An 18,776-nucleotide genomic window follows, 5' to 3' on the forward strand; every position below is an offset into this window, starting at 1 on the left:
GACCATGAGTGACGGCGGCAACAACTACGATTCCTCCAGTATCAAGGTGCTCAAGGGCCTGGATGCTGTGCGCAAGCGACCCGGGATGTACATTGGGGATACCGACGACGGAACCGGCCTGCACCACATGGTGTTTGAGCTGGTTGACAACTCTATTGACGAAGCGCTGGCGGGCCACTGCTCACGCATCGATATCGTGATTCACCCGGACGAGTCCGTTTCGGTCAGCGACGATGGGCGCGGCATTCCCACGGAAATGCACGATGAAGGGGTGTCTGCCGCGGAAGTGATCATGACCGTGCTCCACGCTGGGGGCAAGTTTGACGACAACACCTACAAAGTATCCGGCGGCCTGCACGGTGTCGGCGTCTCTGTGGTAAACGCCCTGTCCTCCGAGCTGGTGCTGACAATTCGCCGGCAGGGGAAAATGTATGAGCAGGTGTATCGCCACGGCGTGCCCCAGGCACCCCTGGCCGTGATTGGTGATACCGACAGCTCCGGCACCTCCGTGCGCTTCCACCCCTCCTCGGAGACCTTCACCAATATCGAGTTTCACTTTGACCTGCTGAGCAAGCGCCTGCGTGAGCTGGCATTCCTGAACTCCGGGGTCAATATTCACCTCAAGGACGAGCGCAGTGGTCGCCAGGAAACCTATGCCTATGAGGGCGGCCTCAAGGCTTTCGTAGCCTATCTCAATCAGAACAAGAGCACGGTCAACAAGCCTTTCCACTTCCAGGTGGACATGACCGACGGTATCGGTGTCGAGGTTGCCCTGCAGTGGAACGATGCCTTCTCGGAAAATATCTACTGTTACACCAACAACATTCCTCAGCGGGATGGCGGCACGCACCTGGCGGGCTTCCGTGCGGCCCTGACCCGCAGCCTGAACAGCTACATCGAGCGCGAAGGTCTGGCTAAGAAAGCCAAGATCTCCACCACCGGCGACGATGCCCGCGAAGGTTTGACGGCAATCATTTCGGTTAAGGTGCCAGACCCCAAGTTCTCCTCCCAGACCAAAGACAAGCTGGTCTCCTCGGAGGTCAAGACAGCGGTCGAACAGGCCATGAATACCCAGTTCAACGATTACCTGCTGGAACACCCCGGTGATGCCAAGGCGGTGGTCGGCAAAATGCTGGATGCCGCCCGCGCCCGCGAGGCGGCGCGCAAGGCACGCGAAATGACCCGGCGCAAGGGTGCCCTGGATATCGCGGGGCTGCCGGGCAAGCTCGCCGACTGCCAGGAAAAGGACCCGGCTCTCTCCGAGCTCTACCTGGTTGAGGGCGACTCCGCAGGCGGCTCCGCAAAGCAGGGCCGCAACCGCAAATTCCAGGCGATCCTGCCGCTCAAGGGCAAGATTCTCAACGTGGAAAAGGCGCGCTTCGACAAGATGCTCGGCTCCGCCGAGGTCGGTACGATCGTGACTGCCCTGGGCTGCGGCATCGGCAAGGACGAGTTCAATCCGGACAAGCTGCGCTACCACAGCATCATCATCATGACCGACGCCGATGTCGACGGCTCGCATATCCGCACCCTGCTGCTGACCTTCTTCTTCCGGCAGATGCGCGAGTTGATTGACCGCGGGCATGTGTTTATTGCCCAGCCGCCTCTCTACAAGATCTCCCGGGGCAAGCAGCACCAGTACCTGAAAGACGAACAGGCGTTGAAGGACTTCCTGACCCAGTCGGCGCTGGACGAGGCCGCCATTGTGGTTCACCCCGATGCGCCGCCGGTCACCGGTCAGGCCCTCGAAGAGCTGGTGCTGCGTTTCCGCAAGGTCGCAGCCACCATCGATCGCTTGAGCCGTGTGTACGCTCCGCCGGTACTCTGGCAGCTGGTTTACGGTGCCCGTCTGTCGCTCGCGGAAATGGCGGATGAAGCCGCTGTGCAGCGCTTTGCCGAGCAGTTAAGTGAGCGCTTACTTACCGTTGCGCCCAAGGGTGCCGAGTACACGGTCTCGGTGCGTCGCGACGTGGAACGCAATATCCACTACCCGGTCGTCAAGTTGCACGCCCACGGTGTCAGCAGCGAGACGGAGTACAGTCAGGAGTTCTTCTCATCCGGGGAATACCGCAGTCTGGTGGAACTCGGAGACACCCTGAACAACCTGATCGAGGAAGGCGGTTACTTCCGTCGGGGCGACAAGACCTTCCCCACCCAGGTCTTCGAGGAGGGCCTCGAGTGGCTCATGACCGAGGCGCGCAAGGGCTACAGCATCCAGCGCTACAAGGGTCTGGGGGAAATGAACCCGGATCAGCTCTGGGAGACCACCATGGACCCGGACGCCCGTCGCATGCTCAAGGTGACCATCGAGGACGCCATGAAGGCGGACCAGATCTTCACCACCCTGATGGGCGATCACGTGGAACCGCGGCGTGAGTTCATCGAGGAGAACGCGCTGTCGGTGGCCAACCTCGACGTTTGACCCCAGCGGACTGTCTCCAATAGCTGCTGCCGTGCCTGCCAGGCGGCAGCTATCTTTCATTCTGTGGAAGGTGATCTTTGGCAGATTGAACTGTTGCCATTGATGAGAATGGTTATTATTAACCCAACTCAAGGGAGACAAGTCATGAGCAAAACACTGTCCTTCACCGTAATGCATTTCACCATCGCCTTTTCCGTGGCCTGGCTGTTGACGGGCAGCGCCTGGCTCGGCGGTCTGGTGGCCCTGGTGGAGCCCGCCGTTAACTCGGTGGCTTACTACTGGCACGAGAAGCTCTGGCGCCAGCTGGAGTCCAGGCGCCATCCGACGGGAGGGCATCCCGCGATGACCGGGGGCCTGGCGGCTTGAGTCGGGTTGGCGCGCGGTTTGCTGTCCCGGTTCAGCCCGTGCCTGCGCCCCAGAATGCCTGCCAGAGTGGCAGCGCCAGCATGCCACCACTGGCCAGCAGCGCCGGCCAGAGCACCTTCCAGCCGGGAGCACTGCCGGCAATCAGCCGGCAGTAGACCGCTTTCATGACCGTGTTGGTTGCAGCCGCCAGCACCATGCACAGGATCACTTCCTGGCTTCCCAGGTCCTCCCCCGCCCGGGGCGCCAGCGATAGCACGATGGCGTCGACATCGGCGACGCCGGTGAAGACCGACAGCAGGTAGAGGCCTGTTTGACCAAAGGCGGCCAGCAGCGCTTCCGATGCCAGCATCACGATGACCAGCAGCGCACCAAACTGCAGGGCCGGCGCCAGTTCAAAGGGATTGCGCACCGCAATCCGCTCGCCTGCCTGCCGGGCATCACCGGCCCCCTGACGCCAGTGCCACAGGGCGGCCAGTAGCAGGACGCCCAGGCCAATCGCCAGCAGTGGCAGGCTGTCCCAGGCCAGTGCCGGGTTGAGGACACCGATAACCACCAGCATGCGCAGATACATCGTGCTGCTGGCCAGGAGCACCCCGGCCGCGGTCATGGCGGGGTTACCCAGTTCCCGGTGCAGTCGGGACAGGCTCAGGGTCACGGCGGTGGAGGAGGCAATGCCCCCGGCCAGGGCTGTCGCCAGCAGCCCCCAACGGGGGCCCGCTGCCCGCATGGCGAAATAGCCAACCAGCGAGAGTCCCGCGATCAGCACCACCATCCACCAGACTTCCCGGGGGTTGAGGGCATCCCAGGGGCCAAAGTCGCGGTCCGGCAACAGCGGCAGCATGACCACCGACAGAAGCAGGAACTGTAGGGTACCCAGTAGCTCCCTCTGGTCCAGAATGCGCAACCAGCGGTGCAGGGTGTCCTTTAGGTGCAGCAGCAGCGCCAGGACGACGGCACTGGCGGCGGCGAGTAGCGGCTCTCCAGCCACCGCGATCACCCCCAGCCAGTACACCAGCATGGCGGCCACTTCCGTGGTGATGCTCAGGCGCCGGGGTGACTCGGCGGCACGCTGGTAGCCCGCCACCAGCAATAGCCCCGCGGGCAGAAAGCCGACAGCCGCGATCCCGATGGCCAGGTCGTCGCGCCAGTACTGCCCGGCGGTAGTGACCAGGGCGCCGAGCAGGGCGAGGACGGTGAAGGTGCGAATACCGGCAACCCGGCTGCCCTCCGTGTGATTGCGGCGATGCCAGCCCCGCTCGCTGCCCACCAGCAGACCGATGGCCAGTGCCACCGCAATCTCAAGTATCGGTTCTGGTAGTGGCAGGCCGCTTTCCACCGAGATTCACTGGGGGATTCCCCACTCCGTCTATCCGCTTTGTCCCTGCCAGTGTAGTGCCCAGGGGCTCAGCGCACTACACCGGGTCGTCAGGCTGCGGTAAACAACAGTCGCTGGGCGCCACTGTCTCCCACGGGTGCAAACACCGGGCGCAGGGCCATGCCGATGCGCATGTCACCGGGTTCGATATCCACCAGGCTGCTGTTGACGTTGAAGCCCTCTTCCAGTGTCACGATGGCCAGGTTCTGGGGCTGGTCCGCAGCGAACTCCTCCAGTGTGGGAACCCGAGCCAGGGTGTAGCTGCACAGCGTGGCGCGCCCGGAGATCTCGCGCCAGGTCAGTGACAGCGAACCGCAGTGCGTGCAGTGCCGACGCGGGTAGAAAATCCAGTGGCCGCACTCGTCGCAGCGCGGCACCCGGATCACTTCTTCCTTCAGTCCCTCCCAGAAGGGCTGGCTGATGGGCGTGGAAACTGGAATCACGGCGCTCATGCCTGTTCTCCCCCCTGCAGGATAAGGACACCTTGCTCACTCATCACGCCACCGGTGCCTGATACAAAGGCATTGTCGTGGCGCGGAACCTGGCGCGGACCCGCCCGCCCCTGGATCTGGGTGCAGGCTTCAATCAGTTGTGACATGCCCCCCGCCGTGCCTGCCTGCCCAAAAGACAGCTGGCCGCCGTGGGTGTTGAGGGGAAAGTCGCCGCGGAATCCCAGGTCGCGCTCGCGCAGGAAGCGCATGCCCTCCCCCTTGGCGCAGAAACCCGCATCTTCCAGGCTCAACAGTACGGTGATCGTGTAGCAGTCATAGACCTGCGCCATGTGCATGTCCACGGGTTGCAGTCCCGACATGGCAAAGGCCTGCCGCGCCGCCTCGCGAATGGGTGTAACAGTCATGTCTGCGGCATAGGTCGGCGACTTGTAGGCCAGTCTCTCGCCGAAGCCGAGAACCTTCACCGGCCGGTGCGGGCAGCGCCGGGCCAGGGTTTCGGAGGTGACGATGACGGCGGCTCCACCGGCGACTGGCATGACGATTTCCAGCAGGCGCAAGGGATCCGCGACCATCCGACTGGCGAGGAAGTCGGCTTCGGTCAGGGGCTGGCCGCGAAAAATGGCCTGCGGATGTTCCTGGGCATTATCCCGCTGCTGCACGACCAGCTTGGCCATGGCCCGGGGGTCATAGCCGAAACGGTCCGCGTATTGCTGAGCAATCATGGCGTAGCCCGTGTTCTGGCCCACATGACCGTAGGGAATATCGAACTCGGCTTCGGGTGCGCCGTAGCGGGTGCTGTGGCCACCGAAGCGCATGGCGGTGGCAAGCTGGGTCGGGTCCTCGGCAGGCCCCAGTGGCGCCATGCGCGCCGGCAGCACGCAGAGAACCGCCTGGCAAAGGCCCAGCTCGATGGCCGCGGCTGCGCGCCAGACCATTGCCACGGCACTGGTGCCGCCGAGATCGACCACCTCGGCAAAATTGACCGGAATGCCCAGATACTCGGCCGCCATGGCCGGGACAAAAATATCCGCTTCATGGAAGCTGGTGTTGTTGAGGATCAGTCCGTCGATATCTTGCAGCGCCAGGCCGCTCTCTTTCAGCGCCTGGTGGGCCAGGTCGGCCACCTGCTCCAGGTGGAACATCTGCGGCGCGGTGGCATATTTTTCCGGTGCATACTGGGCGTAGCCGGTAATCGATGCCTTGCCTTGCAGGCCCATAAACTCTCTCCTCGCGTTGCGGCGTGACCTATGAAAACACGCGCGACGGGGAGCTGTCAGGCTGCACGCGGGCAAAACGCCAGGGGGATCAAGCCCTCGAACCGTTCCCCGGGCTTTGATTGCCGCTTGACCGGAGCGCTTGCGGGCCGGGGCGTTTCCCGTTACACCCCCGGGGAGCCGGCTTGACGGCCTGCGCGGCGAATGGGGATACTGGCGCGGCCCCAGCCGACGGATCCGGGCCGCTGCCATGACCGCCTCACTGCCTCGTGACAAGCTTTCGCGCACCACGGATGCCCGGTCCGGGCCGGCGGGCTATGTGCTGGATAACATGGAGGGCGCGGTCGACCAGGCGCGATTTTTGGCGGCGACCGACATGCCGCTTGCGATTATTGGCGCTCGCGGAACCGGCAAACTCTACCTGGCCAAGCTTTACCACCAGGCCAGCGGGGCATCACCGGACGCGCTTCGTCTGCTGGACTGCCGCGAGTGCCGCGGGCGCGACGAGTCCTGGCGGCGTCTGCTCGAGGCGATGCTCGCGGCGCCTGGCCAGACCCTGGTACTGAAGTCGCCCCAGCTGCTGCATCCGGAAGTACAGAAGCGCCTGGCCCGCCTGGTAGCGACCCGGCGACTGCCGACACAGGACGGCGGTGACTATCTGCCCCCGCTGCGCTTTGCGGCCCTCTTTCCTGCGAGCCTCACGGCCCTGGTCGAAGCGGGTGAACTGCAGGCGCGCCTGGCCAGCGTCTTTGCCGGGCACCCCATCCATGTTCCGCCACTGCGTGCGCGGCCTCAGGCCATCCTGCGTTGGGCGGGCAAGATCCTGCAGCAGGAGTCCGCCAGGCACGGCAGCCGGCTGCAGGGCTATACGCCGGAGGCCGAACAGGCCATGCGTCGTCACCAGTGGCACGGCAATCTCAGTGAATTGCGCCAGCGGGTTGTCCGCGCGATGGAGCGAAGGCCCGAGGCAGACTGGCTTTCCGCCGCGGATTTGCAGCTCTACGAGGGCGGCCGCAGCGCCGCGCCGGCGACACTCTGGACGCTGCAGACCGCAGCCGACGTGCTGGCACCTTCCGCCTGGGAGGAATTGCAGATCGCCCTGGCGGAACTGTTGCAGGCTATAGTCGCAGGTGACTGTGATGACCTGCCCCTTGGGCAGTGGCTGCGCGACGAGCTCCTGCTCGCCTCGCTGGCGCGCTACGCGGGGGTGGCCAGCCAGGCCGCGCGGCTGGTGCAGACCTCGCCGCGCAATGTACAGCGCTGGTATCCCGCTGCCCGGCAGCGGGATGTGGAGCGGGAAGCCTGCGTCGAGTGGTCGGAAACCCGTCGCCTGATCCAGGACTGGGTGCGCGGGCTGGGTCTGGAGGGCGAGTCTCCCCTGCTGCGCCTGGAGTCGCTGCTGCTCAGTCGCCTGGAAGCCTGTTCCGACAGGCTTCCCATGGCGCGCCGGGTCGGCCTGCTGGGCGTGTCCCGCCCCACCTACCAGAAGCGCCTGAGGGAGTATGAGATGCGCGAGTCGCTGCGATGACAACCCCGCGTACCACGCGCCCACCGGTGGAAGAGCTTAGCCGCCGCTACCGCGCGATCAGTCCACCCGACAGCAGCGTGGCCATGGGCTTTTCGGCGCGCCTCAACCTGCTCTGGGATCTCGCGGGTGTGGTACCGGGCCAACTGGATGGCCGGGTCTTGGCGATTCTTGCCCTTAACCCCGAGTGGCGAGAGACAGATATACGCCGCTGGCTGCAACAGGACGTGTTGCCCGCCCGCCCGGTGCTGCGCAGCATGGTGCATTTCCTGGTCGCGGAGTTGGGTGAGGAGCATGATCCTCTGCGCTGGGAGGCTTTTCTGGTCTACGGGGCGCCGATCGTCTCCTCTCCCCTGGAGCACCTGCTCTACCGTGCGGATAGCGGGCGCCGCGAAATTGCTGCCCGTATCATTGCCCGTCTGACCGAACGCTTCCGTATTCCGCCATCCAGCTACGACGCTGCAGCGCTTTTCCAGCACTGCCTGCGCTTGATGCAGCAGTTCAATATCTACGAGTGGCAGGATTTTCAGGCCGGCCACCTTGAGCTCTTCCACAATCTGCTATTTGCGCCCGCCCAGACTGCCGCTCCCGGTGGCGGCGAGCGACCTGCGGATACTCCCTGGCTGCCTGACGAAAAGGCGGGTTTCCCCTTGCCTTCGGGCGGCCCGGGCGAAAATACTGTCGGACCCGGCAAGGAGTGAACCCGAGGCGATGGAAGCACAGAGTGAAGAACAGGATATCCGCGGTGTTCGCGTGATGGTGGTGGACGATGCCAAGACCATCCGCATGATGATGTCGCATACACTGCGGTCGATGGGCTGTGAGGTCGAGTGTGCCGAGGATGGCTTCAGTGCCCTCGCCTTGTTGCGTCGCTTCCGGCCGGATATTGTCTTTCTCGATATCAGCATGCCCGAGCTGGATGGCTATCAGACCTGCAGTCTGATTCGCGGTGCCGAAGACACCCGGGATCTGCCCGTCGTCCTGCTCTCTTCGTCGGACGGGCTGTTTGATATTGCCCGCGGTCAGGCGCGTGGAGCGACCGCCCACGCCAGCAAGATTCCCCCGGATCCGGTGTTGCGGCAGTTGATTCACGAGCATACGCGGGCAGCCGGGGAGCACTGAGCATGCCCGCTGCACTGGATGCCCTGGCCAGTCTTCGCGAGCGCTGGCGTGCCAGTGCCACGCCGGTTCCCGTGGTAGCCCCGGTGCCCACGCCCTGGCGCGGAGTGCGGGTGCGCCTGGCTGAAACCTGGCAGCTGTTTCCCCAGGCTGCACTCGATGCCGTCATCCCCTGCCCCGCGGTGTCGCGGATACCCGGTACCCGGCCTTTTGTCATGGGCGTGGCCAGCTGGCAGGGTGGCTTGATTCCAGTCTTGTCCGGGGAGTGCCTGTTCGGTCTGGCGGACGCGCCCGGGCCCGCCCGAGGCTATGCCCTGGTGGTGCGCCGGCGCGGTTTTCACTTCGCCCTCACCACCGCCGAGCTGCGCGGGCCACTGACCCTGGCCGAGGAGGCTTTCACGGAGAGCATTCCCCCGACAGCTCCCCGAGCCGAGTGGTGCAGCGGCAGCGTTGAGTTTGGTGGTCAGGTACTTGCCGTGGTGGATATCGATCGCCTGCTGAGTGACCCGCGTCTCTCCGATACTGTGCTGGCCCGACCCTGTTCAGAGGAATCCCTGTCATGAATACCTTCAACCGCTTCGCGGGCCCCCTGTTTGCCGTGCTGGCCCTGGGGCTGCTGGTCTGCGCGGGGCTCGGTCTGTATCTCCTGCTTGCCGCCGGTCTGATCAGTGAGTCGGGGCGACCCGGCCTGCTGATCCTGGTGATACTGGCTGCCGTGCTCGCGCTGCTGGCAATGTGGTCAGCCTGGCGCGGCTGGCGCGCGGTGCATCAACGGCAGCCGGCACTGGAAGAACTGCTCGGACAGATGGCCTCCGGTGACCTGACCGTATCCCTGCCAGCCGAACTGCGCGGGCAACCCCTGGCGGATGCTCTGGAAAGTACGCTGCAGGGTCAGCGGGAATTGCTCCAGGCCCTGCGCCAGCCCTTTGAGGCCATGGCCGCGGAGGTCTACCGGCTGGGCAAGCACAATCGCAGTCAGGTGACCCTGGCCTCCCAGGTATCGCGGCAGCTGCAGGACAGCCTGGCGCTGCAGGGGGAAAGCCGTCGCGGCGTGGAAACCCTGTTGGAGAGCGCCCGGCGCTCCGGCGAGGTGGGTCAGGGTCACCAGCAGGGCGTGCGCCGCGGCCACAACCTGGTGCGCGATATGTCGCGGGCGGCCGGGGAGCTGCGCCAGAGTCTGCAGGAGACCTCGAAAACCGCCAAGCGGCAGGGGGAACTGATCCAGTCGGTTACCAGCGCGGCCGAGTACATCCAGGGGCTGAACACCCGCGTTTCGGTGGTGGCGATCAATACCCGCATAGAAGCCGAGCGCGCCGGAGAGCAGGGTCGACCGCTGCTGGGTATTGCCGAAGCCCTGGGCGAGCTGCTGCGTGAGTCCGAGGGCGAAGGCCGGCGTATCACCGCCGAAATCCGCACGCTGCAGAATCTCTCTGCGGAGAGCTTGAGCAGCCTCGAGACCACGGTCTCGTCGGTGGTGACTATCCTCGAGTTTGTCGATCGCCTGGACAACACCCTGGAGCAGACGGCCCAGTCCGCCCTTGAACTGCAGCAATTGCTGGCCCAGCTGCAGGAATCGGCGACCGGGACATCCCGCGCCCTTCGCCAACTGGACAATGGCATGGGTGACCTGCTGGGCCAGGGAGGCGAGATAAGCGATCAGTCGGAGCTCTTGCGTCAGGGCGTGGCCAACCTGCAGCAGAACCTCTCCAACCTGGGGCGCGCCCTGTCGCGTCTGCGTCTCGAACGGACGGAGACGCCGCCCGCGGCCGATATTCCGGGAGCAGACACTTGAGCGCGCGAACCCCTGTCACCCTGCCTGCGGGCGTGGACCTGGTTGCACTGGCCTGGCTCCGTCCGCTGCTGGATCGGCAGCTGGCCGAGGCGGAAGCCCGCCTGGTCAACGCGGGCCGCCAGGGCAGCAGCCCCGCCGAACTGCTGCACTGCCTGTGGGCGGTCCATCATGTGAGCGCCGCGTTGCGCAGCCTGGGCCTGGAGCTGGTGCCCTTGTTGGGCCTGGAGCTGGAGCGCAGCCTGCGTCAGTTGCTGCTGGAAGATATTGCCGTTGAGCGCCGCAACCTGATTCTCGGCGGCGTCATGCGCGGCCTGCAGACCCTGCCAGCCTGCCTGGACAGCGTGGAGGAAAGCGGCGAAGACAGTGGCCGCGGCTTGGCCCCCTGTATCAATGATCTACGTCGCTGGCGCGGCCAAGCCCCGCGGCCACCGGCGCTGTTCTTTCGCTGGCCCCTGGCGCCTGCTTGTGGCCTGAGCAGCGGTCCATTGACCCCGGACGAGGAGGTGCGTCGCGCGGCGGGGCTGCTGCTGGCGCCCTGGGTGCAGTCCGCCCGGGCACTGCTGGCGGAGGGGGATCCGCGCAGTGCCGCGCGTACCCTTGGTCGCATTGCCCACAAGTTGCACCAGCTGTTCCGGGGGCGCGTACAGGAGCGCTTCTGGCTGGGTCTGGTGGGGCTGAGCGAAGGGCTGGCCGTGGGCATGTTTCTGCCGGATGAGGCCATTGCCCACATCCTCAAGGCCGGGGCGCTGCTGATCAAGCAGGCTCGCGAGCACGGCACAGCGCCACTCCCCTCGGTGAACAGTGATCGCTATCTCCAGCAAATCCTGTTTTATCTGGCGGCCTGCCCGGTGCGTACCCTCCACATGCAGCACATCTGTGAGGCCTGCGGGGTCGACCAGGGCAGCGTGGAAGCGCTCAGTCGCCCGCCGGTGCATCGCGATGCGCTGTGCGCGGTACTCAGGGAGACGGACGCGCGGCTGCAGTCGCTGATGGAGCAGTTGCAATCCGACGGTCTTGACCAGGAAGAACAGGATGTCGCCTTGCACGGCATTGAGCGCCGCCTGCTGGCGCTAGGCGAGCTGGACTGGCTGCAATGCCTGCAGCGCATTCGCGGGGCCCTGGCGGGCACCGTGCCAGAGCGCGGCAGTCTGCCGGCCAGCGCGGTGGAGGACCTGGTAGGCTTGCAGCTGGCGCTGGCCAGTCGTCTGCACTGGCGCGGTCGTCGGGTAGAGGACGCGGCGAAGCTCGAGGATCAGCAGCGACTGCTGTCCGGTTGCCGCAACCGGCTGCTGGGGGTGATGCAGACCCTCGACGCACCGGAGCCGCAAAGTGCAGCGCCGGAGGGGGACCGGGACGCGCTCGAAACCCCGGTTGATGCGCGTCTTGGCGAGATTGCCGCGGCACTGGCACACGCCGGTCGAGAGCGCGAGGCAAGCGTTCTGGTACTGGGTAGAGATTGGCTGCGTGCCCGGGGTGCCGACCCCGCGGGAGAGGATCTGGCACGGGTGGCCTTCGCCTTTGCCTGTCTCGAGTGTTACTGGGAAGCTTTCCTTGCCGAGCCGCGGGCCGCCGATGCCACCCGGGTGGATATCGCGCTGGAAAGTCTGTCCCATCTCTCCGAGACCGAGACCGGAGGCGTTGAAGGCCCTGCCCTGCGCGGTGACAGCCCGGTCGAGCCGGGTAGCCTGGACGAAATCCCGGAGGCCCTGAGAGCGGTTTTTGCCGAGGAATGTGCGGAGCAGGTAGTGCGCCTGCAGACCCTGCTGCCGGCCTGGGAGCAGGCGCCGGCACGGGACGAGCACCTGCGGGAAATGCGCAGGCACTTCCACACCTTCAAGGGCAACGGCCTGGCCGTGGGGGCCGAGCGCATCGCCGCGCTGGGACGCGAGGCACAGGACATGCTGGACCGCGTACTGGAGAGCAGTGGTCCGCTCGACCCGGAGCTGGCGCCGTTGCTGCACGATCTCGTGTCGCGCCTGCCGAGACTGATCAGCGGCGACGATCCTGCAGTGCTGGAGCATTTCCTGCAGCGCTGTCGTGTCGTGCAGCAGGGAGACAAGCCATGAATCCGATAGATCGCCTGCTGGAGACCGACTGGGCCCGCGCGCTGGCTGCCGAGCGGGGCGAGGAAACACTGCGCCAGCTGCTGGCCAGTGAGAGCGAAGAGGCGAGTGACTCGCTGTTCAGTCTGCACCGAGAGAGCGCGCCAGTCGCCCAGCTCAGTGACGAGGAGCGACGTCTGGGCATGCGCCACATGCAGGGTGGCTTGCCCGGCGCCGATGACCTCTCCAGTTTTATCGAGGAGGAAATCGTGCTTTCCTCCGTGGGTGAGAGCAGCGATATCTATGCTCCCCGGGAAGCCGCCCACCCCGCCTCCGCGGCGGATCGCCAAAGCGTGATTGCGGTCGATCACAGCCGCAACAGCAGCGACTCGCTGTCCCTGCGAGCTCGCCCGGAGTTTCAGGGTGCCGATGTGCTGGGCCTGGGGCCGCCCGCACCACTGCAGGGTCCCGCCAGTGATGCGGCGCAGGAGGCTGTCCCGGCAGCCGGTGAGCCGGAGCCGCGAGTGCTATCCGGGGAGAGCGCCCCGGAGCCGAAATCCGCACCGGCAGCGGCGCCTGAACCGGCGCTTGAACCGGTTGCCGAGCGTGCTCCGGACGTCGAGCCTGGGGTCGCGGACGCGGAACAGGTATCGGAACTGCCCGCGGCCGCGGCGACCCCGGAAGCCTCCCCTGCCCGGCCTATCCCGGTAGCCGCCAGCACCGGGAGTGCCGCCAGCGAGCAGTGGTCCTGGTGTGTCCCCGACGGTATCACCTTCAACTTCACCACACGCAGTGGCACGGAGCTGTTTCCGGATTTTCTCGATGCCTTCATTGAAGAGGCCGGCGGCGAACTGGAAAAGCTGGAGGATGCCATCGGACTGTGGGAGCGGGAGCTCGCGGGCGAGGCCGCGCAAACGGTCGGGCGGATACTGCACACGCTCAAGGGCATCGCCAAGGGGGTGGGGCTGCAGCGCTACGGCACGCTGGTGCACAATTTCGAAACGCTCCTGCTGAGCCTGCCCGGACCGGATCAGGCTGATCCGGGTGAGTACTTCCGGCGCATCTACGCCTGGCTGGATCACCTGGTGCAAGGTTACGAACACATCCAGGCACAGCGCGAAGATGTCGCCAGTGAACTGCCGCTGGCAGATGCAGAGCAGGCGGCGCCGACGGCGGCTGAGGCCACCGGGAATGCGCAGGGGGATGCGGATGCGCAGCGGCAGGCCGACAGACAGCTGGCGGACGCGGGTGCTCGCGCCCTGGCTGCCCAGCAGACCATTCGTATCAGTGCGGAAACCCTGGATCAGCTGCTCAATCTCAGCACCGAAGTACAGAAACTGGGGGTTCGGGCGGCACAGAGTACCCTGCAATCCCGCCGCGCCGGTGGCGAGTTGCTGTCCCGGCTCACGGCGCTGCGTACGCAGGTTTCGCGGATCGCCGATCGCTCCCTGCTGTCGGTGACAGCCCGCGGTCTACGGGACGGCGACAGCGGGATGGACGCACTGGAAATGGACCAGTACACGGAAATTCACGAGGCGGCGAATATCCTGCGTGAAGCTGTGGAAGACCTGGATGACCTGATGCAGCTGGCCAACCGGCATACCGCGGCGGCCGAGTCCCTGCTCAAACAGCAGGCGGGTACGGTGTCTTCTCTCGGGGCGGGTATCCGCGCGGCGCGGGTGGTGCCGGTCTCCAGGCTGCTGCCCGGTCTGCGGCGCATCGTGCGCACGGTGAGTGCCGAGCTGGGCAAGTCGGTCATGTTCCGGCCCCTCGCGCAGTCTGGCTCGCTGGATCGGGACAGCTACGCCTGCTGCCAGATCGTTCTCGAGCACATGGTGCGCAATGCCCTCGACCACGGAGTGGAGACCCCGGAGGAACGTCAGGCAGCGGGCAAGCCCGATACCGCGATGATCACTGTGGATTTCCGTAAACAGGGCAGCGATTACCTGGTCACGCTGAGTGACGATGGACGCGGCATTGATCCCGACCGGGTACGCGAGCAGGCACGGCGCAAGGGGCTGGTGGAGGATCCCGACAGCTTGACCGACGACGAGGCCCGCCAACTGATCTTCCAGCGCGGCTTTTCCACGGCGGCGGCGGTGAGTGAAATTTCCGGGCGCGGGGTCGGCATGGACATCGTCGTGCAGGAGCTGCAGCGCATTGGTGGTGACATCAGTATCGATTCGCGGCTGGGCCAGGGCACCAGTTTTCGCATCCGTCTGCCCTCCAATATCACCGTTAATGGTGCACTGCTGGTGCGTGCCGGTGAAGCCGCCTACGCGGTGCCCTTCGAGGGGCTGGTCGGCATCGAGTATCCGTCGGTCGAGGCCTTCCAAGCGGCTCGGCAAGAGCGGCAGCCTCTGGCCCTGCTGGGGCGCGCCTGCCAGCCTGCCTACCTGGGAACGCTGTGTTCGGGTTTGCCGGTGCCCCCTGCCGACAGCTGGGAGCTCACGGTACCGGTGATCGTGGCCGGGCTTGATGGCCGTTATATGGCGATTGCCGTGGACAGCCTCGAGCAGGCCGAGGAGCTGGTTATTCGTTCCCTGGGTAACCAGTTTGCCGCGGTGCCCTGGCTGGCGGGCGCGAGTACCACGGCCGATGGCCAGGCCGTCGTCGCGCTGAACCTGAACACTCTGGTGGAACACCAGCCCGAGGAGGCTTCTTTGCCCGAGCCCGCTGCCGAGGCCGGAGAGACCACCGCCCCTCTGCTGGCGCTCGTAGTGGATGATTCGCGCACCCAGCGACTGGTGGCCACCAGCCAGCTGCACACCCTGGGTGTGCAAACGGTCACGGCGGAGCATGGCCTGGCGGCGCTGGAGTGGTTGCGAGAGACCTCCAGGCTGCCGGATGTGGTCCTGATGGATATCGAAATGCCGGTCAAGGACGGTATACAGACCCTGCGTGAGCTGCGTGCCGACCCGCGACTGGCGGCCTTGCCAGTGATTACCATTACCTCGCGGACCGGGCCCAAGCACAGGAGTCTGGCGAGCGAGGCGGGCTGTAACGCCTTCCTCGGCAAGCCCTTCAATTTCCCCGAGCTGCTCGCTGAAATCAATCGACTCACTGGCCGATCGCTGCGGGTGGATGGTGACTGAATCGCAGGCTTCCACAGCCCTCCAGGCCTGTGTCCTGCTGACTTGTTCGGCGGATGAGGTATGGGCCGTGCCCGAGGCGGTACTCGCGACGATTTTCCACTGTGCCGAGCTGCCCCCCCGACTGCAGTGGTCCGGGCAGAGTTTGCCGCTGCTGGACCGGGCCGAGGCAGAGCCCCCGGGTTTCAGCGGCCCCGCCGCGGGAGAGCTGGTGGCGGTGTTCCGCGGCGGGCCCATTGCGTCACTGCCATTCTGGGGCTTGCGCTTGCGCAGGCCCGGTGCTCAGTGGGTGCTTCTCTCGTCCGACGAGCTTGCGGAGCGAGCGGATGCCGCCCTGCCCGATGCGATCACGGCCTTTGAGTACCGGGGCCGGCTGTGTCAGGTACCGGATCTCGTAACGCTGGGGGCCGCCCTCGCCGACGCAGCGCAGTCTGCGCCATAATTTTCTTTCTGATTAGTTTTTTCTGCGATAAATAGGCGTTTCTTGAAAAAATTGTCGCAAAAACTTCGCTTAACCCATATTGCGCGTTGAGCGCTTGCTCCTTGCCGTTGTCAGTTCCGCTGTCTCGACTCTATAACAAGCCCTGTCAGGGATGTCATAGAGCACACAACAGGGGAACCGCCATGTTGACCATTACTCCGACTGCCGATCTGCGTGAAGCGCGCTCCCGCGATCTCGAGGTGTTCGCGGTGATCGAGGGACGCAAGGTGTATCTGCCCCCGGACGCCCGCTACGTGATGCAGGACCGTCGCGGGCTCTGGTTCTACAGTCATCGCAAGCCGCGGATTGCTGAAGACGACTGGACGCCCAACAAGACGTCCATTGCCTGCCTGACCGAACGCGGTGTGGTGCGCGCCCTGAAAACCGACCCCCGGGTGCCCTGGCTGGAAACCTGCCAGCGTACCATTCGCGTGGTTGCCCGTGACGGCGAACGCCGCCCAGCGGACGAGCACTGATCTCGCCACACTGCCCCGGAGCCACACTGGTCCGTTTGGATGGGGCAGCCTGCCGCCACTGGCGCTAGTATCCTCTGCAGGGGTCACCGTAGGGGTGGCCCGACACCCGTCATTCGTTGGCGGGTGCCAGTGAACCGAGGAGGTACAAGTGCTACTAAAAGATAAGATTGTTCTGGTGTCGGGCATCGGGCCCGGACTCGGCCAGGAGCTTGCCATGGCGGCTGCCCGTGAAGGCGCTGCTGGCCTGGTCATCTGCGCGCGGACGGCATCGAAGTTGTCTGATTGTGCCAAGGCCATCGCGGCGGAGGGCCTGGATACCCGGGTGCTGGAAGTCCCTACTGATATTGCCGATGCGGCGCAGTGTGCCAACCTGGTGTCCAAAGCGGAAAGTACCTTTGGGCGCATCGACGTGCTGCTGAACAGCGCCTATGTGCCGGGCAACTTCAGCCCGATTCTGCAGGCCGACCTGGACAGCTGGCGCCAGGCCATGGATGTGAATCTCTTTGGCACCATGCAGTTGACGCTGGAGGTGGCCCGCGTCATGAAAACCCAGGGCGGTGGCAGTATTGTCATGGTCAACACCATGGTGACGCGCAAGCCCTTGCAGACCCAGGGCGGTTACGGTGCCTCCAAGGCGGCACTGCTCTCGGCGACCCAGCACCTGGCGCTGGAGCTGGGTCAGTACAACATTCGCGTGAACACCACCTTCATGGGCTGGATGTGGGGTCCGCCGGTCGAGGGCTACTTCCAGCACGCGGCCCAGGAGACCGGGGAAAGTGTCGAGGCCATGAAGGCTGAAGTGGCGAAGAACATCCCCCTGGGCCGTATCCCGGACGATGCCGACTGTGCCAAGGCGGTGCTGATGCTGGCCTCGGATTACGCCTGCGTGGTGACCGGTGCAGGCCTCGATGTCAACGGTGGTGAGTATCTGCCCCACTGACCTGCAAGGTGCCCGGTGGCGGCTGGCGTGGCCGCACCCGGGCACCGGCTTGATGAGGGGTGCCCGCGGTGGGCTACTCCCCCTTTTCAGCGCCGATCCAGTTCCTCGGCGATCCAGTCGAGTAGCTGGTTGTAGACGCCGGCAGCCATCGCTTCGGCCTCCTGGGGGCTGACGCCGACTTCCTGTGCGCGGCAGCTCCAGTCGACACGGCAGCTATCGTCGTCCAGCAGTACCACCTTCGCGGTTGCACGGTAGCCGGTCAGCGGCATCGGCATACCCTTGGGAATGGTGTACTCCATTACGCGGTTGTCGTGGTCCAGGGACTCCAGCCGCTCTTCGATGGGGGGCGTATCCCCGGGCATGTGGATGGCGCGGATCATGCCGGGGCCTTCGCCGGTCACTTCCACCTTGTCCATGCCCGGCGCCCAGCTGATATCGCCGAAATCCGAAATCAATGCCCAGGCCTTGTCAGCCGGGACGGGCAGCTCGCGTTGTACCGTCACATCAATCACTGTGCTCTCTCCTTGCAGTGTTGTACTGATTCGGGGGATGCTAACCCTAGCACGCCGCCGTCGGCGGCTGATCATGCGTATGGGTGACGCGGATGGGGGGCGGGCACGCTACTCTCTCGGGTTTGCCAATCAAGGAGATAACACAGCATGGGAAAATTGTCGGGTAAGACGGCCATTATCACCGGCGCCGCCCAGGGCATGGGAGCCAATCACGCCCGCCGCTTCGTGGCCGAGGGCGCCAATGTGGTCCTGACCGATTTGCAGGAAGAGACCGGCGTTGCCCTGGCGCAGGAGCTCGGTGAATCAGCACGTTTCGTGCGCCAGGACGTGTCCAGCGAGAGCGACTGGGATGCCGTGGTCAAGACCGCTGAAGAGGCCTTTGGTGGCATCGACATCCTGGTCAACAATGCCGGCATGTACTTTATTTGCCCGGTGGACGAAGCCGAGCCCGACAAGGTGCGCAAACTGCTGGAAGTGAATGTCTTCGGTAGCTGGCTGGGTATCAGCAAAGTGGTGCCGTCGATGAAGCAACGCGGCGGCGGCGCCATCGTCAACCTCGCTTCCCTCGCGGGGGCTCGCGGCATTCCCTGGCACGCCATCTACGGCGCCTCCAAGTGGGCAGTGCGCGGGCTGACCAAGACCGCAGCCTACGACCTGGGACCGGCGAATATCCGGGTGAATGCAGTCCTGCCCGGTGCGGTCCAGGATACCGGCATGTTCTCCGGTGGGACCCCGGAGCAGATGCAGCAGATACCCCTGCAGCGCCCCGCCACCCTGGACGAAGTGTCTGACCTGGTGGTCTTCCTGGCCTCCAGCGAGGCGACCTACATCACCGGCGGTGACCACTTTATCGACGGCGGCCGGGGCCTCTGGTAGGCGCCGACTGCACAGGGCGGGCGGCTCCGCTGTCTGCCCGCGCACCCGCGGGTGCCGAACATCCTATCGAGCGCTGACATAACGAGAAGAGC

General features: G+C 65.2%; 17 protein-coding genes. 13 read left to right on the forward strand and 4 right to left on the reverse strand.

Annotated elements, in window-relative coordinates; all coding sequences use genetic code 11:
• Positions 1-4 precede the first annotated feature (4 nt).
• Complete coding sequence (gyrB, locus tag ACYVGS_RS17395) at positions 5-2,422, forward strand: DNA gyrase subunit B (RefSeq protein WP_460589962.1); 2,418 nt, start codon at positions 5-7, stop codon at positions 2,420-2,422.
• A 144-nt stretch (positions 2,423-2,566) separates the two neighbouring features.
• Positions 2,567-2,788, forward strand: coding sequence for a DUF2061 domain-containing protein (locus tag ACYVGS_RS17400; RefSeq protein ID WP_460589963.1), 222 nt, complete (start codon positions 2,567-2,569; stop codon positions 2,786-2,788).
• 31 nt (positions 2,789-2,819) lie between these two features.
• Here the strand turns inward: ACYVGS_RS17400 and ACYVGS_RS17405 are convergent, their stop codons facing one another.
• The 3 genes from ACYVGS_RS17405 to ACYVGS_RS17415 form a co-directional block, all read right to left on the reverse strand.
• A complete protein-coding gene (locus tag ACYVGS_RS17405) occupies positions 2,820-4,079 on the reverse strand; it encodes an MgtC/SapB family protein (RefSeq protein WP_460589964.1) in 1,260 nt (419 codons plus the stop codon).
• Positions 4,080-4,213: 134 nt separating this feature from the next.
• The gene (locus tag ACYVGS_RS17410; protein ID WP_460589965.1) at positions 4,214-4,615 is read right to left on the reverse strand and encodes a Zn-ribbon domain-containing OB-fold protein; all 402 of its coding nucleotides are present in this window, start codon (positions 4,613-4,615) and stop codon (positions 4,214-4,216) included.
• The gene (locus tag ACYVGS_RS17415; protein WP_460589966.1) at positions 4,612-5,832 is read right to left on the reverse strand and encodes a thiolase family protein; all 1,221 of its coding nucleotides are present in this window, start codon (positions 5,830-5,832) and stop codon (positions 4,612-4,614) included. The genes ACYVGS_RS17410 and ACYVGS_RS17415 overlap by 4 nt, the downstream gene beginning before the upstream one ends.
• 247 nt (positions 5,833-6,079) lie before the next feature.
• Here ACYVGS_RS17415 and ACYVGS_RS17420 point away from each other — a divergent pair, with 247 nt between their 5' ends.
• From ACYVGS_RS17420 to ACYVGS_RS17465, 10 genes are all read left to right on the forward strand, one after another.
• Positions 6,080-7,357 (forward strand): sigma-54-dependent transcriptional regulator family protein, encoded by a 1,278-nt coding sequence (locus ACYVGS_RS17420; protein WP_460589967.1) that lies wholly within the window; start codon positions 6,080-6,082, stop codon positions 7,355-7,357.
• Entirely contained in the window at positions 7,354-8,055 is a 702-nt protein-coding gene (locus ACYVGS_RS17425; protein ID WP_460589968.1) for a hypothetical protein, read from the forward strand. The genes ACYVGS_RS17420 and ACYVGS_RS17425 overlap by 4 nt, the downstream gene beginning before the upstream one ends.
• A 10-nt stretch (positions 8,056-8,065) precedes the next feature.
• A complete protein-coding gene (locus ACYVGS_RS17430) occupies positions 8,066-8,476 on the forward strand; it encodes a response regulator (protein WP_460589969.1) in 411 nt (136 codons plus the stop codon).
• A gap of 2 nt (positions 8,477-8,478) precedes the next feature.
• A complete protein-coding gene (locus ACYVGS_RS17435; RefSeq protein ID WP_460589970.1) occupies positions 8,479-9,036 on the forward strand; it encodes a chemotaxis protein CheW in 558 nt (185 codons plus the stop codon).
• A complete protein-coding gene (locus tag ACYVGS_RS17440) occupies positions 9,033-10,265 on the forward strand; it encodes a methyl-accepting chemotaxis protein (protein ID WP_460589971.1) in 1,233 nt (410 codons plus the stop codon). The genes ACYVGS_RS17435 and ACYVGS_RS17440 overlap by 4 nt, the downstream gene beginning before the upstream one ends.
• Entirely contained in the window at positions 10,262-12,331 is a 2,070-nt protein-coding gene (locus tag ACYVGS_RS17445; protein ID WP_460589972.1) for an Hpt domain-containing protein, read from the forward strand. Before ACYVGS_RS17440 ends, ACYVGS_RS17445 begins: the two co-directional genes overlap by 4 nt.
• Positions 12,328-15,402, forward strand: coding sequence for a hybrid sensor histidine kinase/response regulator (locus tag ACYVGS_RS17450; RefSeq protein WP_460589973.1), 3,075 nt, complete (start codon positions 12,328-12,330; stop codon positions 15,400-15,402). The genes ACYVGS_RS17445 and ACYVGS_RS17450 overlap by 4 nt, the downstream gene beginning before the upstream one ends.
• Positions 15,403-15,469: 67 nt before the next feature.
• Positions 15,470-15,841: a hypothetical protein gene (locus ACYVGS_RS17455; RefSeq protein ID WP_460589974.1), complete on the forward strand. Its 372-nt coding sequence runs from the start codon at positions 15,470-15,472 to the stop codon at positions 15,839-15,841.
• 182 nt (positions 15,842-16,023) lie between these two features.
• Positions 16,024-16,356, forward strand: a complete 333-nt coding sequence (locus ACYVGS_RS17460) for a hypothetical protein (RefSeq protein ID WP_460589975.1) — start codon at positions 16,024-16,026, stop codon at positions 16,354-16,356.
• Positions 16,357-16,504: 148 nt separating this feature from the next.
• Entirely contained in the window at positions 16,505-17,296 is a 792-nt protein-coding gene (locus ACYVGS_RS17465; protein WP_460589976.1) for an SDR family oxidoreductase, read from the forward strand.
• An 86-nt stretch (positions 17,297-17,382) separates the two neighbouring features.
• Here the strand turns inward: ACYVGS_RS17465 and ACYVGS_RS17470 are convergent, their stop codons facing one another.
• Positions 17,383-17,808 carry an SRPBCC family protein gene (locus tag ACYVGS_RS17470; RefSeq protein ID WP_460589977.1) on the reverse strand — a complete coding sequence of 142 codons (426 nt, stop codon included), beginning with the start codon at positions 17,806-17,808 and terminating at the stop codon, positions 17,383-17,385.
• Between the two features lie 147 nt (positions 17,809-17,955).
• On the opposite strand from ACYVGS_RS17470, the gene ACYVGS_RS17475 reads away from it, so the two are divergent.
• Complete coding sequence (locus ACYVGS_RS17475; protein ID WP_460589978.1) at positions 17,956-18,684, forward strand: SDR family NAD(P)-dependent oxidoreductase; 729 nt, start codon at positions 17,956-17,958, stop codon at positions 18,682-18,684.
• Positions 18,685-18,776: the final 92 nt, after the last annotated feature.

The sequence above is a fragment of the Haliea atlantica genome, from assembly GCF_054779855.1.

Excerpts from the sequence above, each read along its gene's own strand:
- gyrB (WP_460589962.1), top strand. The coding sequence starts at position 5 with ATGAGTGACGGCGGCAACAACTACGATTCCTCCAGTATCAAGGTGCTC.
- ACYVGS_RS17400 (WP_460589963.1), top strand. The coding sequence starts at position 2,567 with ATGAGCAAAACACTGTCCTTCACCGTAATGCATTTCACCATCGCCTTT.
- ACYVGS_RS17410 (WP_460589965.1), bottom strand. The coding sequence starts at position 4,615 with ATGAGCGCCGTGATTCCAGTTTCCACGCCCATCAGCCAGCCCTTCTGG.
- ACYVGS_RS17415 (WP_460589966.1), bottom strand. The coding sequence starts at position 5,832 with ATGGGCCTGCAAGGCAAGGCATCGATTACCGGCTACGCCCAGTATGCA.
- ACYVGS_RS17420 (WP_460589967.1), top strand. The coding sequence starts at position 6,080 with ATGACCGCCTCACTGCCTCGTGACAAGCTTTCGCGCACCACGGATGCC.
- ACYVGS_RS17425 (WP_460589968.1), top strand. The coding sequence starts at position 7,354 with ATGACAACCCCGCGTACCACGCGCCCACCGGTGGAAGAGCTTAGCCGC.
- ACYVGS_RS17430 (WP_460589969.1), top strand. The coding sequence starts at position 8,066 with ATGGAAGCACAGAGTGAAGAACAGGATATCCGCGGTGTTCGCGTGATG.
- ACYVGS_RS17435 (WP_460589970.1), top strand. The coding sequence starts at position 8,479 with ATGCCCGCTGCACTGGATGCCCTGGCCAGTCTTCGCGAGCGCTGGCGT.
- ACYVGS_RS17440 (WP_460589971.1), top strand. The coding sequence starts at position 9,033 with ATGAATACCTTCAACCGCTTCGCGGGCCCCCTGTTTGCCGTGCTGGCC.
- ACYVGS_RS17450 (WP_460589973.1), top strand. The coding sequence starts at position 12,328 with ATGAATCCGATAGATCGCCTGCTGGAGACCGACTGGGCCCGCGCGCTG.
- ACYVGS_RS17460 (WP_460589975.1), top strand. The coding sequence starts at position 16,024 with ATGTTGACCATTACTCCGACTGCCGATCTGCGTGAAGCGCGCTCCCGC.
- ACYVGS_RS17475 (WP_460589978.1), top strand. The coding sequence starts at position 17,956 with ATGGGAAAATTGTCGGGTAAGACGGCCATTATCACCGGCGCCGCCCAG.